At 43.4% G+C, this 17,515-nt stretch carries 19 protein-coding genes; 8 read left to right on the top strand and 11 right to left on the bottom strand.

Annotated features, from left to right (window positions below; all coding sequences use genetic code 11):
- Nucleotides 1-6 precede the first annotated feature (6 nt).
- Together AAAH86_RS00810 and AAAH86_RS00805 are read right to left on the bottom strand one after the other, a co-directional pair.
- On the bottom strand, nt 7-987 hold the full coding sequence (locus tag AAAH86_RS00810; RefSeq protein ID WP_343485593.1) for a pyridoxal-phosphate dependent enzyme: 981 nt from the start codon (nt 985-987) through the stop codon (nt 7-9).
- Between the two features lie 111 nt (nt 988-1,098).
- The gene (locus AAAH86_RS00805) at nt 1,099-2,340 is read right to left on the bottom strand and encodes an FtsX-like permease family protein (protein WP_343485592.1); all 1,242 of its coding nucleotides are present in this window, start codon (nt 2,338-2,340) and stop codon (nt 1,099-1,101) included.
- 3 nt (nt 2,341-2,343) lie between these two features.
- On the opposite strand from AAAH86_RS00805, the gene AAAH86_RS00800 reads away from it, so the two are divergent.
- Nucleotides 2,344-3,633: a DUF1343 domain-containing protein gene (locus AAAH86_RS00800; RefSeq protein ID WP_343485591.1), complete on the top strand. Its 1,290-nt coding sequence runs from the start codon at nt 2,344-2,346 to the stop codon at nt 3,631-3,633.
- A 96-nt stretch (nt 3,634-3,729) separates the two neighbouring features.
- Here the strand turns inward: AAAH86_RS00800 and AAAH86_RS00795 are convergent, their stop codons facing one another.
- Nucleotides 3,730-4,578, bottom strand: a complete 849-nt coding sequence (locus AAAH86_RS00795; RefSeq protein WP_343485590.1) for a sterol desaturase family protein — start codon at nt 4,576-4,578, stop codon at nt 3,730-3,732.
- 124 nt (nt 4,579-4,702) lie between these two features.
- Complete coding sequence (locus AAAH86_RS00790; RefSeq protein WP_343485589.1) at nt 4,703-5,197, bottom strand: YkgJ family cysteine cluster protein; 495 nt, start codon at nt 5,195-5,197, stop codon at nt 4,703-4,705.
- Nucleotides 5,198-5,275: 78 nt separating this feature from the next.
- On the opposite strand from AAAH86_RS00790, the gene AAAH86_RS00785 reads away from it, so the two are divergent.
- Nucleotides 5,276-5,986, top strand: coding sequence for a class I SAM-dependent methyltransferase (locus AAAH86_RS00785; RefSeq protein WP_343485588.1), 711 nt, complete (start codon nt 5,276-5,278; stop codon nt 5,984-5,986).
- Nucleotides 5,987-5,990: 4 nt separating this feature from the next.
- Nucleotides 5,991-6,914 carry a hypothetical protein gene (locus AAAH86_RS00780; RefSeq protein ID WP_343485587.1) on the top strand — a complete coding sequence of 308 codons (924 nt, stop codon included), beginning with the start codon at nt 5,991-5,993 and terminating at the stop codon, nt 6,912-6,914.
- Nucleotides 6,915-6,918: 4 nt separating this feature from the next.
- On the opposite strand, the gene AAAH86_RS00775 is transcribed toward AAAH86_RS00780, so the two are convergent.
- Both AAAH86_RS00775 and AAAH86_RS00770 read right to left on the bottom strand, forming a co-directional pair.
- On the bottom strand, nt 6,919-7,551 hold the full coding sequence (locus tag AAAH86_RS00775) for a 7-carboxy-7-deazaguanine synthase QueE (RefSeq protein ID WP_343485586.1): 633 nt from the start codon (nt 7,549-7,551) through the stop codon (nt 6,919-6,921).
- Between the two features lie 87 nt (nt 7,552-7,638).
- Nucleotides 7,639-8,103, bottom strand: a complete 465-nt coding sequence (locus AAAH86_RS00770) for a Rid family detoxifying hydrolase (RefSeq protein ID WP_343485585.1) — start codon at nt 8,101-8,103, stop codon at nt 7,639-7,641.
- A gap of 225 nt (nt 8,104-8,328) precedes the next feature.
- Between AAAH86_RS00770 and AAAH86_RS00765 the strand changes: the two genes are divergently transcribed.
- From AAAH86_RS00765 to AAAH86_RS00755, 3 genes are all read left to right on the top strand, one after another.
- Nucleotides 8,329-9,840 (top strand): helicase HerA-like domain-containing protein, encoded by a 1,512-nt coding sequence (locus tag AAAH86_RS00765; protein WP_343485584.1) that lies wholly within the window; start codon nt 8,329-8,331, stop codon nt 9,838-9,840.
- 99 nt (nt 9,841-9,939) lie between these two features.
- The gene (locus AAAH86_RS00760) at nt 9,940-10,488 is read left to right on the top strand and encodes a hypothetical protein (protein ID WP_343485582.1); all 549 of its coding nucleotides are present in this window, start codon (nt 9,940-9,942) and stop codon (nt 10,486-10,488) included.
- 73 nt (nt 10,489-10,561) lie between these two features.
- A complete protein-coding gene (locus AAAH86_RS00755) occupies nt 10,562-11,524 on the top strand; it encodes a nuclear transport factor 2 family protein (RefSeq protein WP_343485581.1) in 963 nt (320 codons plus the stop codon).
- On the opposite strand, the gene AAAH86_RS00750 is transcribed toward AAAH86_RS00755, so the two are convergent.
- Complete coding sequence (locus AAAH86_RS00750) at nt 11,521-11,943, bottom strand: helix-turn-helix domain-containing protein (protein WP_343485580.1); 423 nt, start codon at nt 11,941-11,943, stop codon at nt 11,521-11,523. The two genes, AAAH86_RS00755 and AAAH86_RS00750, sit on opposite strands and share 4 nt — an antisense overlap.
- A gap of 98 nt (nt 11,944-12,041) precedes the next feature.
- On the opposite strand from AAAH86_RS00750, the gene AAAH86_RS00745 reads away from it, so the two are divergent.
- Both AAAH86_RS00745 and AAAH86_RS00740 read left to right on the top strand, forming a co-directional pair.
- A complete protein-coding gene (locus tag AAAH86_RS00745; protein ID WP_343485579.1) occupies nt 12,042-12,881 on the top strand; it encodes an alpha/beta hydrolase in 840 nt (279 codons plus the stop codon).
- A gap of 157 nt (nt 12,882-13,038) precedes the next feature.
- Nucleotides 13,039-13,461: a VOC family protein gene (locus tag AAAH86_RS00740; RefSeq protein ID WP_343485578.1), complete on the top strand. Its 423-nt coding sequence runs from the start codon at nt 13,039-13,041 to the stop codon at nt 13,459-13,461.
- Here AAAH86_RS00740 and AAAH86_RS00735 read toward each other — a convergent pair whose 3' ends face one another.
- The 4 genes from AAAH86_RS00735 to AAAH86_RS00720 all read right to left on the bottom strand — a co-directional run bounded on the left by AAAH86_RS00735 (nt 13,462) and on the right by AAAH86_RS00720 (nt 17,446).
- Nucleotides 13,462-14,466 (bottom strand): NAD(P)-dependent alcohol dehydrogenase, encoded by a 1,005-nt coding sequence (locus AAAH86_RS00735; RefSeq protein ID WP_343485577.1) that lies wholly within the window; start codon nt 14,464-14,466, stop codon nt 13,462-13,464.
- 77 nt (nt 14,467-14,543) lie between these two features.
- Nucleotides 14,544-15,074: a DUF5655 domain-containing protein gene (locus AAAH86_RS00730; protein ID WP_343485576.1), complete on the bottom strand. Its 531-nt coding sequence runs from the start codon at nt 15,072-15,074 to the stop codon at nt 14,544-14,546.
- 9 nt (nt 15,075-15,083) lie between these two features.
- Nucleotides 15,084-15,710 (bottom strand): DUF2306 domain-containing protein, encoded by a 627-nt coding sequence (locus AAAH86_RS00725; protein WP_343485575.1) that lies wholly within the window; start codon nt 15,708-15,710, stop codon nt 15,084-15,086.
- A 5-nt stretch (nt 15,711-15,715) separates the two neighbouring features.
- Nucleotides 15,716-17,446 (bottom strand): alpha/beta hydrolase-fold protein, encoded by a 1,731-nt coding sequence (locus AAAH86_RS00720; protein ID WP_343485574.1) that lies wholly within the window; start codon nt 17,444-17,446, stop codon nt 15,716-15,718.
- Nucleotides 17,447-17,515: the final 69 nt, after the last annotated feature.

The raw sequence follows: 17,515 nt of genomic DNA, 5'->3' as shown, positions 1-17,515 counted from the left end.
CAAAATCTATTCGATAAACCCTTGGGCCCGCATCCAGTCATCATTGAAAATCTTGCCGACATAGCGGCTGCCATGGTCGTGAAAAAGTACCACCACCACATCATCTTTGGTAAAATGCTCGCCAAGCTGCAAAACCCCTTTGATAGCGGCCCCGGCAGAGTTGCCCAAAAACATACCCTCTTCTTTTGCCAATCGCTGCGTGTAAACGGCAGCATCCTTATCGGTCACTTTTGTGAATCCATCAATGATATCAAAATCCACATTTTTTGGAAGGATATCCTCCCCAATACCCTCGGTGACATACGGATAGATTTCATTCTCATCAAAAATGCCAGTTTCATGATATTTTTTGAAGACCGAACCATAAGTGTCAACACCCCAAACTTTGACATTTGGATTTTGCTCCTTCAGATATTTTCCAACGCCTGAAACCGTGCCCCCGGTACCTACCCCGACCACAAAATGGGTGACCTTGCCATGGGTCTGTTGCCAAATTTCAGGACCGGTGCTTTCATAATGCGCTTTCGTATTGGAGGGATTGTCGTATTGGTTCACATACCAGGCATTGGGTATTTCCTCGCCCAACCTTTTTGCTGTTGAATAATAGCTTTGCGGGTCATCTGGGGCAACATCAGTGGGGCATACATGAACCTCACTGCCCACTGCCTTAAGAATATCTATTTTTTCTTTGGATTGTTTGTCGGTGGTCACACAGATCATTTTGTACCCTTTCACAATGGCGGCCAAAGCCAACCCCATGCCCGTATTGCCCGAAGTGCCTTCAACAATGGTACCACCAGGTTTCAACCGTCCATCTGCCTCGGCATCCTCAATCATTTTGAGTGCCATCCTGTCTTTGACCGAGTTACCGGGGTTAAAGGTCTCGTACTTTGCCAGTACCAAACAGGGTAGATTTTCCGTAAGCTTGCTTATTTTCACCAAAGGTGTATTGCCAATGGTCTCGAGAATGTTTTTTGCGTATTCCATAATCGCCGCAAAGGTAATGGTTTGTTCGATGCTAGAAGTCCGATGCTTGATGAAGAAACTAAAATTAAGTTCGATTTTTAACATCGAGCACCAATCACCCGACTTCAAACATCATTCAAACTTGATTGCCTTGACGGGAGTGATTTTACTAATGGCGTACGAAGGAAGCAGCAACATCAACAGGCACAATACCACAACGCCCACATTTAAGAGAATGATTACGGGTAGATTGATTTCTACGGGAATGTATTCAATGTAATACTCCTCAGGATTTGGAAACTTCAAAAAACGAAATTTTTGTTGCAAATAAATCAGGGCGAGCCCGATACCATTGCCCCAGAGCAGGCCAATACCGATAAGGTAGGTGGCATTATAGAGAAACACTTTTCTGATGCTCCAATTTTCAGAACCCAAAGCCTTTAGAATGCCTATCATTTGGGTGCGTTCTAAAATCAATACCAACAGTGCAGTGACCATGTTGATTCCGCCCACGAGAATCATGATACCGATAATCAGGGCGGCATTGAAATCAAATAGGCCTATCCATTCAAAAATCTTGTAGTATTTTCTTTTTATGCTTTGGGTATCGAGTTCTGATAGGGTTTTTCCATAGATTTCGGCAGCTTTTTCATCTATCGCATCAAAATCATCCAAGAACACTTCAAAATGTCCAATTTGGTTTTCTGTCCATTTGTTCATGCGTTGCACATGGCGGATATCCACAAAAACATATTGTGCATCAAATTCCTCAAAACCACTATCATAGATACCAACAACTTCAAAGCGGCGATTGTTCGGCACCTTTGACGGGTCATTATCCTTTAAAAAAATAGCATTGAACACATCGCCCACATTCAATTGCAAGCGGTTTGCCATAATTCGTGAGAGCAGCACCCCATCATTCAAATCTCCTGAAAAATCGGGCAATCTGCCCTCAACCAAAAATTCATCAAAGGCATTCCAGTTATAATCTTGGCCCACACCTTTGGCAAGCATTCCCTCAAAAGTTTCTTCTGTGCGGATGATGCCCGGTTTTGTCGCCACGGCCTGAATGTGCGATACACCGTCTACGCTCTTGAATTCTGGGTAAAATTCTTGGTCTTTAGAAACCGGTACGGTCGAAACCCCCGAATTGTTAGTATCAAAATTGGTGATTTCAATATGCCCGTTAAAAGCCGCTATTTTTTCCCGAATCTTTTGTTTCAGACCAATCGTGGTGGCAATGGCAATCAACATGGCGACCATACCTATGGCAATGGCTGCGATGGCAATTTTAATTATCGGTGCCGAAATGCTAATTTTATGCGATGCCCCTTTGATGAGGCGTTTGGTAATGAACAGTTCTAAATTCAAGGAATGCCGGTTTTTTCCATTTTCAAAAGTACAGTTTTATGCTTAAGTCTTATGCTTTCTGCTTGTGGACAGCAGAAAAAAACAACCCCTAAATCCGTCACACTGAGCGCAGTCGAAGTGCCAAATTCCAATACTGGAAATGAGCAAATTGTAATTGCAGCGAACCGCACCACAGCATATCTTCCACTGTTAAAAAACAAAAATGTAGGGGTGATTGCCAACCAAACCTCGGTTATATTTAAAAATCGGAAATCGATAAGGAATCAACCTGAAACCTTGAACCAAAAACCAGAACCCTACGTTCATTTGGTCGATTCTTTGTTGACTCTGGATGTCGACATCAAAAAAGTATTTGCCCCAGAACATGGGTTTCGGGGAAAAGCAGATGCAGGCGAACACGTAACAGATGGTGTGGATACCCAAACGGGATTGCCCATTATTTCGCTCTACGGAAAAAACCAGAAACCCTCACCAGAACAATTGAAAGGCTTGGATGTGGTGCTTTTCGATGTTCAGGATGTCGGCGTGCGTTTTTACACCTACATCGCCACCTTGCAATTGGTGATGGAGGTATGCGCAGAAGCTGGAATTCCTGTTGTGGTTTTGGATCGACCCAACCCCAATGCGCATTATGTGGATGGCCCTACTATGGAAACGAAGCATACATCATTTCTGGGAATGAACGAAATTCCCTTGGTATATGGAATGACCATTGGCGAATATGCCCAAATGGTCAATGAAGAAGGATGGTTGGAAAACGGTCTTAAAGTCGATTTGACCGTTGTTGAGCTTGAAAACTATGACCATCAAACAGAGTACAGCCTACCAATTCGCCCTTCACCCAATCTGCCCAACGATCAATCCATCAACTTGTACCCCAGTTTGGGATTGTTTGAGGGTACGAACATCAATGCGGGTCGTGGCACCAAATTTCAATTTCAACGTTACGGTGCTTCTTTTTTAGATAGTACTGCTTACGCTTTTAGTTATGTGCCCAAACCTAATTTTGGGTCAAAATACCCAAAGGAAAAAGGTAAAATCTGCTATGGAAAAGATTTGTCCGATTATCCTAAAATAAACTCGGTTTCATTGCAATGGCTTATGGATGCATATCAGAACTGTACCGATAAATCCAAATTTTTCAACACTTCGGGATTTACCAAACACGCAGGCACCGAGAAATTGCAACAACAGATCGAGGCGGGGCTATCAGAAGCCGAAATAAAAGCAACTTGGCAGGCGGATTTGGAACGGTTTAAAAAGATTCGGGAGAAGTATTTGATGTATGATTGATTCGTTATTAGGCTTTGGCAATTATAAAACAATTGTCCCCTTGGAGGGGACAGTCCCGATTTTTTCGGGACAGGGGTGTCTCCAAAAACATCCCCCCTACTCCCCCTTCAAAGGGGGAATTCCATTAGTAGGCTTCCGGTATTTGTGAAACGGTTGTTTGAGCAACCCCCAAATGCTACCGTTCTCCTTTTCATCAGGGAAGGTGTCGACCCCATATACAATCATATCGACATCCAACTTCATATAGGTGCCAAAAAGTCGGTCCCAAATTGAAAAGATGTTCCCGTAGTTTGAGTCAGTGTAGGGCAGCACATAATGGTGGTGCACTTTGTGCATATCTGGCGAGACAATGACCCAGCTCAAAACGTCATCGACTTTTTTTGGCAGCCGAATATTGGCATGGTTGAACTGTGACAAGACCACCGAAAGGCTTTGATACAGCATAATGATGCCTATGGGCGCCCCCACGATAAAAACACCCAACAGTGTAAAAAAATAGCGAATCAAACTCTCTAGGGGGTGATGCCTGTTCGCAGTGGTCGTATCGACATTATGGTCGGTATGGTGCACCAGATGAATCATCCAAAAGGGTTTGACCTTGTGCTCAACGAGATGGGCGGTGTACGCTCCGATCAAGTCCAACAGCAAGACACCCAACAACACATAGAGCCATAGCGGCATTTCGGGCAACCAATTGATGATACCAAAATCATTGGCAACCGACCAATCTGCCATTTTCAACAGTAAAAATGCCAATGGAAAATTTACGATGATGGTGGTCAGTGTAAAAAAGAAATTCGGGAGTGCATGCCGCCATTTTTTGTAGTGCACATTAAAAAGCGGGACTATTCCTTCCAATACCCAAAAAAACGTGATTCCCCCCACCAAAATCAGACTGCGGTGCAATGGGGGGATGTTTTCGAAATACATTATGAGTTGCTCCATCCAATAAAATTACAAATTCCAAAACCCAAATTCCAAATTCAATCCACCTAGATATAGTCAACTGGTTACTGATTACTGATTACTGATTACTGATTACTGATTACTGATTACTGATTACTGATTACTAAAAATCAATCCTTTTTTTCATATTCTCCACAATATTGAACGCAGCGGGGCACATCGCCACATTTTTCAGGGTCAAATCTGTAATCTGGTAGAATTTCTTTCGGTCGGTATGCGGAAACTCGCGACAGGCCTTCGGCCGTACATTGTAGATGGAGCAATAATTATCAGCTCCTAAAAAAGTACAGGGTACGGATTTCAGCACGTGGTCACCATCTTCATCAACTCTGAGATACGACGATATAAATTGGTTTGGTTTTATTTTGAAATGCTTTGCGATACGTTGAATATCATTCTGGGTGAACAAAGGCCCAGTTGTCTTACAGCAGTTTGCGCACTGAAGGCAATCGGTCTGCGCAAACTCGGCGTCGTGAAGCTCTTGCATCAGATAATCCAGTTGCTTTGGGGGTTTCTTTTTAAGCTTGGTAAAAAACTTCTTGTTCTCCGAATGTTTTTCAGCAGCTTTTTGGGGCAAGTTTTTTAACGTTTCTTCCATACTCTACAAACTTAAAAATACTTGGGCAAGACCGTCCTCATAAAATAAAATCACACATTTGCAGAAGACATCACAACCATGCAGGATATTTTCGGGCAAGCCGTGCTCGATTTTTACAACGGTCATCATACTGAAGACATCAAAACCTTTTCTTCGTTCAATGAGGAAGATGCACTGCCCCTGGCCCATCTTTTTCGTGAATACGACGACATGCCCATTCTTGAACAAAAAGCTCTTCAACGGTGTAAAGGCAGCATATTGGATATCGGTTGCGGTGCTGGGCCACATTCGCATTATCTGCAACATCATGGGTTTGATGTCACTGCACTTGATTCATCAAAAACGGCTATAGAGGTATGCAGGGCAAGGGGCATCGAAAAAACAATCCATTCATCGATTTTAGAGTATCGTGGAACAACATTTGATACACTGTTATTGTTGATGAACGGAATCGGAATTGTTGGAAAGCTGAACCAATTGGAGGCTTATTTGAATCATTTCAAATTGTTGTTGAATGCTGGTGGTCAGATTCTGTTAGATTCAACAGACATCATTTATATGTATGAGCAAGATGATGATGGCGGTTACTGGATTGCAGGTGACAGGGAATATTACGGTGAAATGCAATTTCAGATGCAGTACAAAGGCAAAAAGGGTTCGGTTTTTGATTGGTTGTACTTAGATTTTGAAACACTTTCTAATACAGCAAAAAACTGTGGTTTTGATTGCCACCTTGTAAGTCAAGGCCCACATTACGACTATTTGGCAAGATTGGTGCCAAAACCATAATACCGTGAGCATTTCCACGTTTTACCTAAGAAAAGAAGAAGCTATGAAAAAGAATGTGTTTGTATTGTTGTCAAGTTTGGTGCTATGTTTTGCAATTTCTTGTTCCAGCAGCGACGATGGTGGCAATACTGATGATGACGGCGGCACAGTTACCATTGATAAATCTGCAAATCTGTTGGCTACAGGTGCATCAGCGAATGACATACTGGCGAACACCAATTTTGACCGATTGTTGATTGAGGCTGCTTACGTACAGGGGTTTCGCCCTACAGATGCCGCAATGGACAACTTTGAGCAGTTTCTTAGGGATAGGACATTTAAAACCACAATCGAAATCACGTACCGTGAGCTTTCTTCACCCAATGAAGAGGATTTGACACTTCAGGAAATTGCTGATCTCGAAGAAGAAAATCGTACCGCTTATAACGATGGGAGCACCTTGGCCATCTATATTTATTTTGCCGATGCGCCTTCTGAAGATGATGATTTAGACGAAGGCTTAGTCACCTTGGGGGCAGTGTACCGCAATACTTCGATGATCATTTATGAGAGCACCATACGTGATTTGGCCAGTAGAAGTGCCCTGATTTCCAATGCGGATGTTGAAACCGCCACCCTCAACCATGAATTCGGACATTTATTCGGGTTGGTTGATTTAGGAACAATTCCCGTCAATGACCATGAAGATCCTGACGCTGAAAACCACTGCAACGTAGAGGGTTGTCTCATGCGTGCTGAATTACAGTTCAGCCCAGTCTCAACCGCAGTGCCAGCGAAAGGCAATGTAGATGAACTTCAATCGGCATGTTCACTAACTGGTAAAACGGTTTTGAAAATGCTTGAATCCCAATCTGCAAGAGGACTGGCAGCAGTGCCCAATTTAGATGCCGAGTGCATTCTTGACCTGCAGAACAACGGCGGCAGATAGGCTATCAAGGTATATTCAAATATTTATGGGTCTGCAATGACACCCGCCATTTAGGGTTTTGCATTACATAGTCGACAATCAATGGCATTACCTTATCACGAACACTCCATTCCGGTTGTAGGTACAGTACACAATCTTCACTGACTTTCTTGGCCTGTTCTTCAGCAAATTGAAAATCATGTTTGTTGTAAACGATGACTTTCAATTCATGTGCTTTTTGGTGGATGTCTCCCACAGGCAGTTTGATTTTTTTTGGGGAAAGGCAAATCCAGTCCCAAGTTCCGGTAAGGGGATACGCTCCTGAGGTTTCAATATGAATTTTTAGGCTTTTTTTCTTAAGGGATGTTGTCAGTGGGCCCATATCCCAGGTCAATGGTTCTCCTCCAGTGATGACGATGGTGTCAGAATACTTGGAAGCATTTTTTACAATACTTTCAATGGCCGTTGGCGGATGGATCTCAGCGTTCCAACTCTCTTTGACATCGCACCAGTGACAACCCACATCGCAACCTCCAATACGGATAAAATAAGCGGCCGTGCCTTTATGGTAGCCCTCGCCTTGAATGGTATAAAACTCCTCCATCAACGGAAGCATCAGTCCCTTATCCACCAAATCCATTACCTCTTCTGCAATCATGATGCAAAGATAAGTTTAATGTACTAGTGGGCAGTCTCCAGTAAACAGATTGGAGATTAAAAACTAATACTGTTTACTATTAACTGGCTACTCCTTCACTGCTATCACATCAATCTCAATCTTGGCACCTGCGGCCAAGCCCGCCGCTGCGTAGGTAGTACGAGCTGGTTTTTTTGTAAAATATTTTACGTAGACCTCATTGAATGCCCTGAAATCGTTGATATCACTTAAAATGACGGTGCACTTGACCACGTTGTCAAGGGTCAGCCCGTGGTGTTTCAAGACTCCTTCAATATTTTTGATGGCCTGTTCGGTCTCGCCCTGAACACCGCCTTTGGCCAATTGACCGACCATTCTGTCCATTCCAATCTGGCCTGCCAAAAAGAAAAGGTTGCCCGCCTGCACTGCTTCGCTAAAAGGGGCTGATGCCCTATCGGGATTTTCAGGTTTGTGAAAAATAATTTCTGTATTCGCTTCCTGCGAAAAACAGTTAATAGCGATTGCAAATGTCAATACTATTGAGACGACTGCATATTTATAGACCATTTTCATAATCTTCGGTTTTTGTTGAATACTAATTTCACAAATTATCACAAATACTCCTAATTTTAGCTTTGGCTGTGCGCTGTGCGCTTTACGTCTCGTCAAAACTCATAACCCATAACTGTTAGCACTTCGTACACCATTCTACATTCGTCATTCTAAATTGGTACTTCCAACTTCATATTTCGTATTTCGAAAAATCATTTTCCCTATTTTTATCGCAAAGTCAGTGTAATGAGCGACAAAGAAAAATTCTTTGAACAAATTGAAAAGGGCTATACCACCAAAGGTGACTACATCACTATGGGTGCAGGCATGGTCAATGGCGAAACCATAAAAGAAGCTTTTATCAAAGTTCCTTTAAAAACCCTGAACAGACACGGATTGATTGCTGGGGCCACTGGAACGGGAAAAACCAAAACGCTTCAGGTCATGGCCGAAAACCTTTCTGAAAAAGGCATTCCGGTTTTGTTGATGGACTTAAAAGGAGATTTGAGCGGCATTGCACAGCCCAGCCCAGGACATCCAAAAATTGATGAGCGTCACGAGGCCATCGGCCTGCCTTTTGAACCCACGGGGTTTCCTGTCGAAATTATGTCCTTGTCCGAACAAGATGGGGTTCGCCTGCGGGCCACGGTCTCTGAATTTGGCCCTGTGCTCTTGTCCAGGATATTGGATTTGACCGTCACCCAAGAAGGCATCGTAGCCGTGGTGTTCAAATATTGTGATGACAACAAATTGCCATTGCTTGACTTAAAGGATTTCAAAAAAGTGTTGCAGTACGCCACCGGTACGGGCAAAAAAGAATTCCAATCCACTTATGGGCGTATTTCGACAAGTTCTACGGGCACCATCCTTAGAAAAATCATTGAGCTTGAGCAGCAGGGAGCGGAACTCTTTTTTGGGGAAAAATCGTTCGACGTCGACGATTTGACCCGTATTGATGAAAACGGCCGTGGCTACATCAACATTGTACGCCTCACCGATATTCAAGACCGGCCAAAGCTCTTTTCAACATTTATGTTGAGCCTATTGGCAGAAATCTATGCCACATTCCCAGAGCAGGGCGACAGTGACCGCCCTGAACTGATATTTTTTATTGATGAAGCACACCTCATTTTTAAAGAAGCTTCAAAAGCATTGCTCGACCAGATTGAGAGCATTGTCAAACTGATTCGCTCAAAGGGTATCGGCTTGTATTTTGTGACGCAAAATCCGACCGATGTTCCCGATGATGTGTTGGCACAGTTGGGACTCAAGGTGCAGCATGCACTTCGTGCTTTCACGGCCAAAGACCGAAAGGCCATACGGTTGACGGCACAGAACTACCCGGATTCTGAGTTTTACGATACCGAGGAGGTGTTGACCTCATTGGGCATCGGTGAGGCCTTAATTTCCGCTTTGGATGAAAAAGGTCGTCCTACCCCTTTGGCAGCCACCATGCTACGGGCACCGATGAGCCGTATGGATGTGCTGACGGATAAAGAACTAAAAGAAGCCATAGGCCAATCAAAGCTTGTCAAAAAGTACAACGAGGAAATCGACCGTGAAAGTGCCTATGAGGTATTGAACGAAAAAATCGAGAAGGCCGAAAAGGAAGCGGAAAAAGAAAAAGAGCGTAAAACGACCTCTCGAAGAAGCACATCCAGAAGACGAAGCACCCGTATGAATCCTGTGGTCAAGGTACTGACCAGTGCCACTTTTATCCGTGGAGTGTTGGGTGTGATGAAAAAAGTGATACGTTGATGTTAGATGTTAGATGTTAGATGTTAGATGTTAGATGTTAGATGTTAGATGTTAGATGTTAGATGTTAGATGTTAGATGTTAGATGTTAGATGTTAGAAATGAAAAGATTTTTTTTGGTATTTGGTATTTGGGTTTTGTTACTTTTTACTGCTTGTGGTGAAAAAGACACCACCTTTTTGATTACCAACGAAAGTGTGGGCAAATTGGATAAAATCAGTTTGGTGCGGGATCTCGAATTGATTTATGCCGATGACTCCATTGTAAAAGACACATTTTTTTCGAGAATCGGCTCAAAAACCAAAAAAATAAAGGTCTTTGAAAAGGGTGGCAAACATCTGTTGACGCTCTCCCCCAGTGATGACAGTATTCCTACCGTAGAAAACATTCAAGTGATGGATGCCCGTTTTATGACCGATAGCGGCATTGGCCTAAACAGCACCTTTAAGGACATCAAAGAGAATTACACCATCAAAAAAGTGGTAACGGCACTCAACAATGTCGTGATTTTTGTCAAAGAGACGAATATGTATTTTACCATTGACAAAAATCAGTTGCCGGCAAACCTGCGGTATTCAAAATCGAACATTGAGGCGGTACAGATTCCTGATGAGGCCAAGATCAAGTATTTAATGATCGGTTGGGAATAGCTTCTGTTAATTTATTGCCAAGCAGTACTTCTTCAAAAAGGGATTTTATTATTTTCTGTCAAAATCCAACCAAATGAAAACAAACTACCCTCTTTTTTTACTCATACTTCCCACACTTATTTTTGCCCAATACCAGTATGAGCCTTCTGCCGAACATCCTTTTGGGTTGCCCAATCCCAAAGCCCCGAAAGAAATCATGGATTTTGCACCCATGATCGGGGAATGTGATTGCAAATCACAATCGCAAAACCAAGACCAGACTTGGGCAGGACCTGTCGATATGGTATGGCGTTTCAAATACATCATGAACGGTACTGCCGTTCAAGACGAAACCTTAAAAGCCAATGGGGGGCATTCGGGCAGTATTCGCCAATTCATAGCCGATAGTACACAATGGTACGTGCATTATTATAGCAACAAAGGGCCTACCACAGTGCTGCCCACATGGGAGGGAACCAAAAAAGAGAATGGAAACATCATACTGTATCGGGCACAAAAGGCACCGAACGGCATGGAAGGTTTTTACCGCTTGACCTTTAGTGACATGGATGAAAACGGCTTCAAATGGGCCGGTGAATGGGTCAATCCTGACGAAACCATTGTCTATCCTACTTGGAAAATTGACTGTACTAAAAGAAAACCACAAAATGGAAGTGTCAATGACAGGCAAGAAATCGTAAAGGCTTCCCAGAATTTTTCAAAAGCCTGTATGGATGGAAATCTAGAAGGCATCATGGACAGTTATACTGTGGATGCAAAAATATTTCCAAGTGGTTTGGATATTCTTGAAGGAGAGAAACTTAAAGCCTATTGGACACCGCGGGACAACGGTTCAAAAATCGCACATCACAAAATCACTTCTGAAGAAATCAAATTTTTTGGTGACTATGCCCATGATTATGGCTATTATGAAGGAAAAACAGAGCGTGCCGACGGATCTATCGCAGAATGGCGTGGCAAATACGTGGTCATTTGGAAAAAAGAAGATGGGGATTGGAAAATGTATCTGGATATCTGGAATAACATAAAGGATTAAATCAACCCATACTTCTCACGATTGGCCAAAACCTTGGGGCTGTTTTGCTGCATCCACTCGGTAAGGTCCAACAACCGTTTCACATACGATTTTCCAAAATCCGTTAAGCGATACTCAACCCGAATCGGCACTTCAGGGTACGCTTTTCGCTCAATATAACCGTCCGCTTCCAAGACTTTGAGCCGCTGGCTCAATACCTTGTTTGAAATTCCGTAGACATATTTTTTCAGCTTATTGAAGCGAAGCACGGGGAAGTACCCCAACCACAATAAAATCAAAATACTCCATTGGTCAGAAGCTGTTGACATCACATCGCGAACCGGACACAGCTCAGGCGGATTCTTGTAATCAAGATGCCCAAACATTTTTTCCAGTTTTTTAATCATTGTAACCTCTTGATTTTCAGCAATAGTTTCCATGATTTCACTTGGTTTAAGATGCGTTACTGCTTTTTTCTTCGAAGAGAAATAGGTATTTTTAGTTTCCTTTAAAGAGTAAGTTACAAAAAGTAACCAATATGCAGAAATTTTTGGCAAAGACAATTCCCTTGGCCTATGGCAAGCTTTTCAATCTTATGGTACTCTTCAACAAAAGAGCCGCTGCAATAAAGGCTTTTGATGTATTCTGCACCATCAGAAAGGGAAAGGTGCTGCCAAAGCAAGAACAATTTTTGAACGAGGCCAAGTTTGAAACCATAGATGTGGCTGGCCACCAAGTACAATCCTACCGTTGGCAAGGGAACGGAAAAACCGTGTTGTTGATGCACGGCTGGGAGAGCAATACCCATCGTTGGCGCAACCTCATCAAAAAATTAAAGCAACAAGATTTCAACATACTGGCGTTTGATGCCCCTGCACATGGATATTCCAGCGGAAAACGATTGCACGTACCGCTGTATGCCGAAGTGACCCGCCATGTTTTGGACACCTATCAACCGGATTTTGTGGTTGCCCATTCCGTTGGCGGCATGACCATACATTACACGCATTACCTCAATCCTGATTCATCTGTTGAAAAAATTGTGACTGTCGGTTCGCCCGCAGAATTTGAGCAATTCATGGACCATTATCAAGGATTATTAAAATTCAACAATAAGGTGAGGAACGCCATGAACGAACGGTTGAAAGAGTGGTTTGGCTATTATTTTCATGAATTTACCAGTACTACCTTTGTTCAAAAGAACAGTAAAAAGGGACTGCTCTTTCACGATGATGATGACCTTCAGGTACCTGTTGAGGCCTCAAAAAAAGTACACCAGCACTGGAAGGGAAGCGAGCTTGTCATCACAAAAGGGTTGGGCCATTCGATGCACCAAGACGAGGTCAATGAAAAAATTGTTTCATTCTTGAAAAGTTGAGTATTCCCCTCTCGGGAGGGGTGATTCCGATAGTTATCGGAATCGGGGTGGGTTTTAATGCATTCCACCCCTCCTGTTTTATCCGCTAAGCGGCTAATCCACCATCCCCTAACTAATAAAAGGACCTTTTAGCTATTTTTATCTTAAATTTCGTGCTATGAAGACCATAACTCCTTTCCACGTTGCAATCCCCGTACACAATTTTGAAGAATGCCGTACTTTTTATAGGGAGGTTTTGGGTTGTGAAGAAGGGCGCAGCAGTGACCACTGGGTGGATTTCAACCTTTTTGGGCATCAGGTGGTCATTCACTACAAACCAAAAGCAAAAGAAGATTTGCATACGAATCCTGTGGATGGAAAAAATGTGCCCGTTCCGCATTATGGTGTGGTCTTAAATTGGGATGTTTTTCAACCGTTCGCAAAGGATTTAAAAGCAAAGGGAATCGAATTCATCATCGAACCCTACATTCGTTTTGAAGGGGAGGTTGGTGAACAGGCCACAATGTTCTTTCTGGATCCCGCAGGAAATGCCCTCGAATTCAAGGCGTTTAAAGATATGGGGCAGTTGTTTGCCAAATAATCATGCTTTCAAAACGATTCGATAGCGCGCTTTTCCATCGCGAAGGTGTTGAATCGCTTCATTGACATCTTCCATGGCAAATTCCTCAACAATGGGATAAATCCCGTGCCGAACACAAAATTCGAGCATGGTTCGGGTCAGTGCCGGGCTTCCCAATGGACTGCCCCCTACTGATTTTTCAGCGGAAATCATGCTGAAAGCAGGAATCTCCATCGGTTCCAGTACTGCACCCACGGTGTGAAGTTTCCCCTTGGGTGCCAATGTGCCCAAAAATGCGTTCCAATCCAATGATACATTCGTCGTGTTCAGAACAAAATCGAGTGTGCCTTCAATATTTTTGAGTTCATCGGGTTCGCGGGAGTTGATGACCTTGTGCGCCCCCATCTCGAGAATCTGCTCCTTTTTATCAGGGCTCGAACTAAAAGCGACCACTTCGCACCCCCAATGGTTCAAAAACTTCAGGGCCAAATGCCCAAGCCCACCGATACCGATCACCCCTACTTTGTCCGTTGGTTTTACTCCTGATAGAATTATGGGATTGAAAACCGTGATGCCACCGCAGAACAACGGCCCCGCCTTTGCCATATCAATATCATCGGGTAATGGCGTGGCCCATGACCAGTGGCACCGCACGTGATCCGCAAAACCTCCATGCCTGCCGATAATTGTTCCTTCTGCATCTTTGCAAAGATTATGGTCGCCGTTCATGCATTGGCCACAATGCATGCAAGATTCTGAATACCACCCAAGGCCCACTTTATCGCCCACCTTCAAACTTTTGACTTCGCTCCCAACGGCTGTAATCTCTCCAACCACTTCGTGACCGGGGACAAAAGGAAATTCGGTCATGCCCCATTCGTTGTCGAGCATGCTCAGGTCAGAGTGGCAAAGTCCACAGTAATGTACTTTAATGTCTACATGTTCGTTTTCGAGTTCGGGCAGTTCATAGGAAAAAGGCTCCAGTTTTTTGGAAGCCTCCTGGGCAGCATAGGCATTGATTTTCATAGTATGATATTTTCCTATAAGGTACGGAAGCAATGTTTGAATCGCAAACAACTACAGAGGCTTTACAATGAACTGTTTTAAACAGCCTTTTCGTAAGCTTCCTCAAGCCATTGTATCAATTCATCATTGACCTGATTGGTATCGGTCAGACGAACGCGATGGGTACACATCGTGCCAAAGGGCCCTGAATTCTCCAGACGTTCAGTGGTAGGTTTTTCCTTGATTTTTAGGCCTAAATCTATTCGGGTTTTCGTAGCGGGCTTGATTAGGGCGAACTGTTTTTTTCTGATAAAGCTGACGCTATCTTTTTTGGGGGTCACCGTAATATCATCGCCAAGCTTTAAAATTTCTGCATGCAGTTTATCATAAATAGGTTTCAAGACCTCTTTGCCTTTGTACTGGTTCACCAACAGGTCAGTGTCGTCAATTGAACCTGCATCAGATTTTTTGCTCTTATGGGCCACGAAATTGGCGAATCCGTACGTAAAACCATGTTCAGACTTCAGGAAATTGATAATTTCCTTATGCTTTTCAACACCAGACTTTTGCACAATTTCAATCCAATGATTGAGTGGCTTTCCAGTTTTCTCTAAAAGTCCTTTTTCCATAATCGATTATTAAACTTTGATAGCTATATTTTTTCTGACCAAGAAATGGGCCACCATCAAATTGGGCACCCAACAAAGCCAAGCAACCACTTTATAGGCAGCCAAAAATTCACCGAAAACAACATGGTGCAATATCGGAAGCCACAAACGCAATGTAACCGCCGCAAAACAGGCCGCATAGCTATACATCATCATTTTTTGGTGCATCACAATATCTTTTCTGCGAATGGCAAAATAGGCCGATAGGGTCGTTGAAAGCCAAACCAATCCTAAAAGTATGAAGCCCAAAGAGGTAGCCCAACCCCCCGTGGCGTAGAAGCCAATGTACACAGCACAAATTCCACTGATAAGAACTGTAAAAACATAGGTTTTGCCGAGGTTTCTATGCAGTTGCAACCGTTTGTTTCTTAATTTTTTGCTGAATTGTGACCAACCTGTCATCAGCGCAATACCGCCAAAGGTGATGTGGCCATAAAAACCTAGATTCCACAAATTGTTTGCCAAAAGCTCAGTAGATTTGGCAAACAGCACCCCAAATTTACCTCCGGCCATGAGATACATCAGGGGGTAAAGCCCCACTCCGATGGCCAAAAAAGCAAATACGAACCAAGCCGCTTTATTTTTGATGGTTTTCATGTATTTTATTGATACTGCCAACTGGTCAAATCAGCACCTTTTGGTGCACTCTCAGCGATTCGTTTCATGATTTTTGGAACGTACATGCTGTTATAACGCAATCTGCTAATATGGTTAGGGTTTTCTTGGTCACCATTCCAGCAGTGCTCTGCCCGGTCGCCGTAATCGACCTCCCCTTCATAATAGGGGTCTGAGGTGTTTTCAAGAAAATCCTCCATTAAATAGACGGCATTGTTAAGGTAATAGTTGTCCATATCACCGCAATAAATATGGATTTTCCCTCTGAGTTTCTCTCCAAGTTTATCCCAATCGCGTTCCAGAATGTATCTCAGGTCATAGTTTTCTTTCCAGTACTCAGCTACGCCGTGATCGATGTCTCCCGTCATTTTATCCCACAACCGCTCAGGATAGCCATCTTCACCCTGCGGAGAATAAGTGGCTTCCCAAATATCCCATTGCTGGCCAGACCTTGATTTAGTGCCCAAGACCAATTCCAAATGATTGTAGTCTTTGACGGAGATATCCGTATGGCCCAGATAGTCACGATGCCCAGGCACTTCAAATGGTTTGTGGGCACTTTCATAGTAATACGCATTCTTATCCTCATAAATATTCGCCAAACAATACGCCCGAAAATCTATGGGGTCGGGGCAAGCGGCAAAACAGCCGTTGTATTCTTCGGGGTATTTCACTTGAACCGCCAAGGCTTCCCAGCCGCCTGTCGAACCTCCGTATAAAAATCGTGACCAGCCCTCGCCCATGCCCCGGAATTGTTCCTCGATATAGGGAATCAGTTCATACGTGATCGCATCGCCATACGGACCTTGGTTCGCTGAATTCACGGCATAGGAATCATCGTAATACGGTGTCGGATGTTGGATTTCAATAATCAAAAATCGTGGAAAGTCGGGTTCGTTCCAGCGTTTGTAAAAGTTATAGGCTTCTTGTTGTTGGATGATATTGTATCCTTCCACATCAAAACGGGCGGAATATTCAGGTTCCATATCAGGGTCAGGGGGTGTGGTTCGAAATCCCCCGAAATCATCAGGAAAATGTCCGTGGAAAACCATCAGCGGATATTTTGCTTCAGGATGTTCCTCAAAACCTTTCGGCAACAAGATATGGGCGCCCAAGTACATATCCCTCCCCCAAAATTCAGAGAGTTTTTCAGACTTGATCTTGATGTGCTTGATCCATTTGGTGTCCTCGGGTTCTTCAATCGGCGGAATCACTTGGTTCATGACCACCTCGATATCCTGTATTCCTTTATCTGATACCGTAATCTTGAAGGGCTTGCTGTATAGATTTCCGGGGGATTTGTTCCATTGCTGGCCCTCACCATTGTCCATGGGTAATTTTACGGTATGCCCTGTGGAAAGGTTAAAGGTCTCATACGTGTGCAACAGTGCCTGTACCGAATACGCTCCCGGCGGTACTTCAGAAAGGCTGTTATAAGGAAAACCAAAGACAGAATCGTCAAAAATTTTAGTGTCGCCTGGTTTCATGCCCTCTACATCCATCCCAAAAATCAATTGTCCATCCAACCCGGGATTGATCTGAAACCGCGGTTCTTTTTCATCATTTGTGGATAACATCAATAATAATCTACCATCAAGTGGCTCAGCACTTGCTGTATCTGAAAAAGAAACGGCTATCGAAGTACCCTTATCTTTTTTAGGTGTACAGCTGCATAAAAAAAGAATGGGTATTATTAAAAAGGGTAGAAAATGCTTCATCTTTACAGAATTTGGTTAGAAGATACGGAATTTCAAAAACTGGTAATTGCACGATGAAAAAGAATGCAA

Origin of the sequence: Allomuricauda sp. d1, from assembly GCF_039592695.1 — a bacterium.
GTDB lineage: Bacteria > Bacteroidota > Bacteroidia > Flavobacteriales > Flavobacteriaceae > Flagellimonas_A.
The sequence above is the reverse complement of the archived record's forward strand: the minus strand, read 5'-3'. Positions and strand labels throughout refer to the sequence as shown.

Coding starts and splice junctions, on each gene's coding strand:
- AAAH86_RS00810 (WP_343485593.1), bottom strand. CDS start 987: ATGGAATACGCAAAAAACATTCTCGAGACCATTGGCAATACACCTTTG.
- AAAH86_RS00800 (WP_343485591.1), top strand. CDS start 2,344: ATGCCGGTTTTTTCCATTTTCAAAAGTACAGTTTTATGCTTAAGTCTT.
- AAAH86_RS00795 (WP_343485590.1), bottom strand. CDS start 4,578: ATGGAGCAACTCATAATGTATTTCGAAAACATCCCCCCATTGCACCGC.
- AAAH86_RS00790 (WP_343485589.1), bottom strand. CDS start 5,197: ATGGAAGAAACGTTAAAAAACTTGCCCCAAAAAGCTGCTGAAAAACAT.
- AAAH86_RS00785 (WP_343485588.1), top strand. CDS start 5,276: ATGCAGGATATTTTCGGGCAAGCCGTGCTCGATTTTTACAACGGTCAT.
- AAAH86_RS00775 (WP_343485586.1), bottom strand. CDS start 7,551: ATGATTGCAGAAGAGGTAATGGATTTGGTGGATAAGGGACTGATGCTT.
- AAAH86_RS00770 (WP_343485585.1), bottom strand. CDS start 8,103: ATGAAAATGGTCTATAAATATGCAGTCGTCTCAATAGTATTGACATTT.
- AAAH86_RS00765 (WP_343485584.1), top strand. CDS start 8,329: ATGAGCGACAAAGAAAAATTCTTTGAACAAATTGAAAAGGGCTATACC.
- AAAH86_RS00760 (WP_343485582.1), top strand. CDS start 9,940: ATGAAAAGATTTTTTTTGGTATTTGGTATTTGGGTTTTGTTACTTTTT.
- AAAH86_RS00755 (WP_343485581.1), top strand. CDS start 10,562: ATGAAAACAAACTACCCTCTTTTTTTACTCATACTTCCCACACTTATT.
- AAAH86_RS00750 (WP_343485580.1), bottom strand. CDS start 11,943: ATGGAAACTATTGCTGAAAATCAAGAGGTTACAATGATTAAAAAACTG.
- AAAH86_RS00745 (WP_343485579.1), top strand. CDS start 12,042: ATGCAGAAATTTTTGGCAAAGACAATTCCCTTGGCCTATGGCAAGCTT.
- AAAH86_RS00740 (WP_343485578.1), top strand. CDS start 13,039: ATGAAGACCATAACTCCTTTCCACGTTGCAATCCCCGTACACAATTTT.
- AAAH86_RS00735 (WP_343485577.1), bottom strand. CDS start 14,466: ATGAAAATCAATGCCTATGCTGCCCAGGAGGCTTCCAAAAAACTGGAG.
- AAAH86_RS00730 (WP_343485576.1), bottom strand. CDS start 15,074: ATGGAAAAAGGACTTTTAGAGAAAACTGGAAAGCCACTCAATCATTGG.
- AAAH86_RS00725 (WP_343485575.1), bottom strand. CDS start 15,710: ATGAAAACCATCAAAAATAAAGCGGCTTGGTTCGTATTTGCTTTTTTG.
- AAAH86_RS00720 (WP_343485574.1), bottom strand. CDS start 17,446: ATGAAGCATTTTCTACCCTTTTTAATAATACCCATTCTTTTTTTATGC.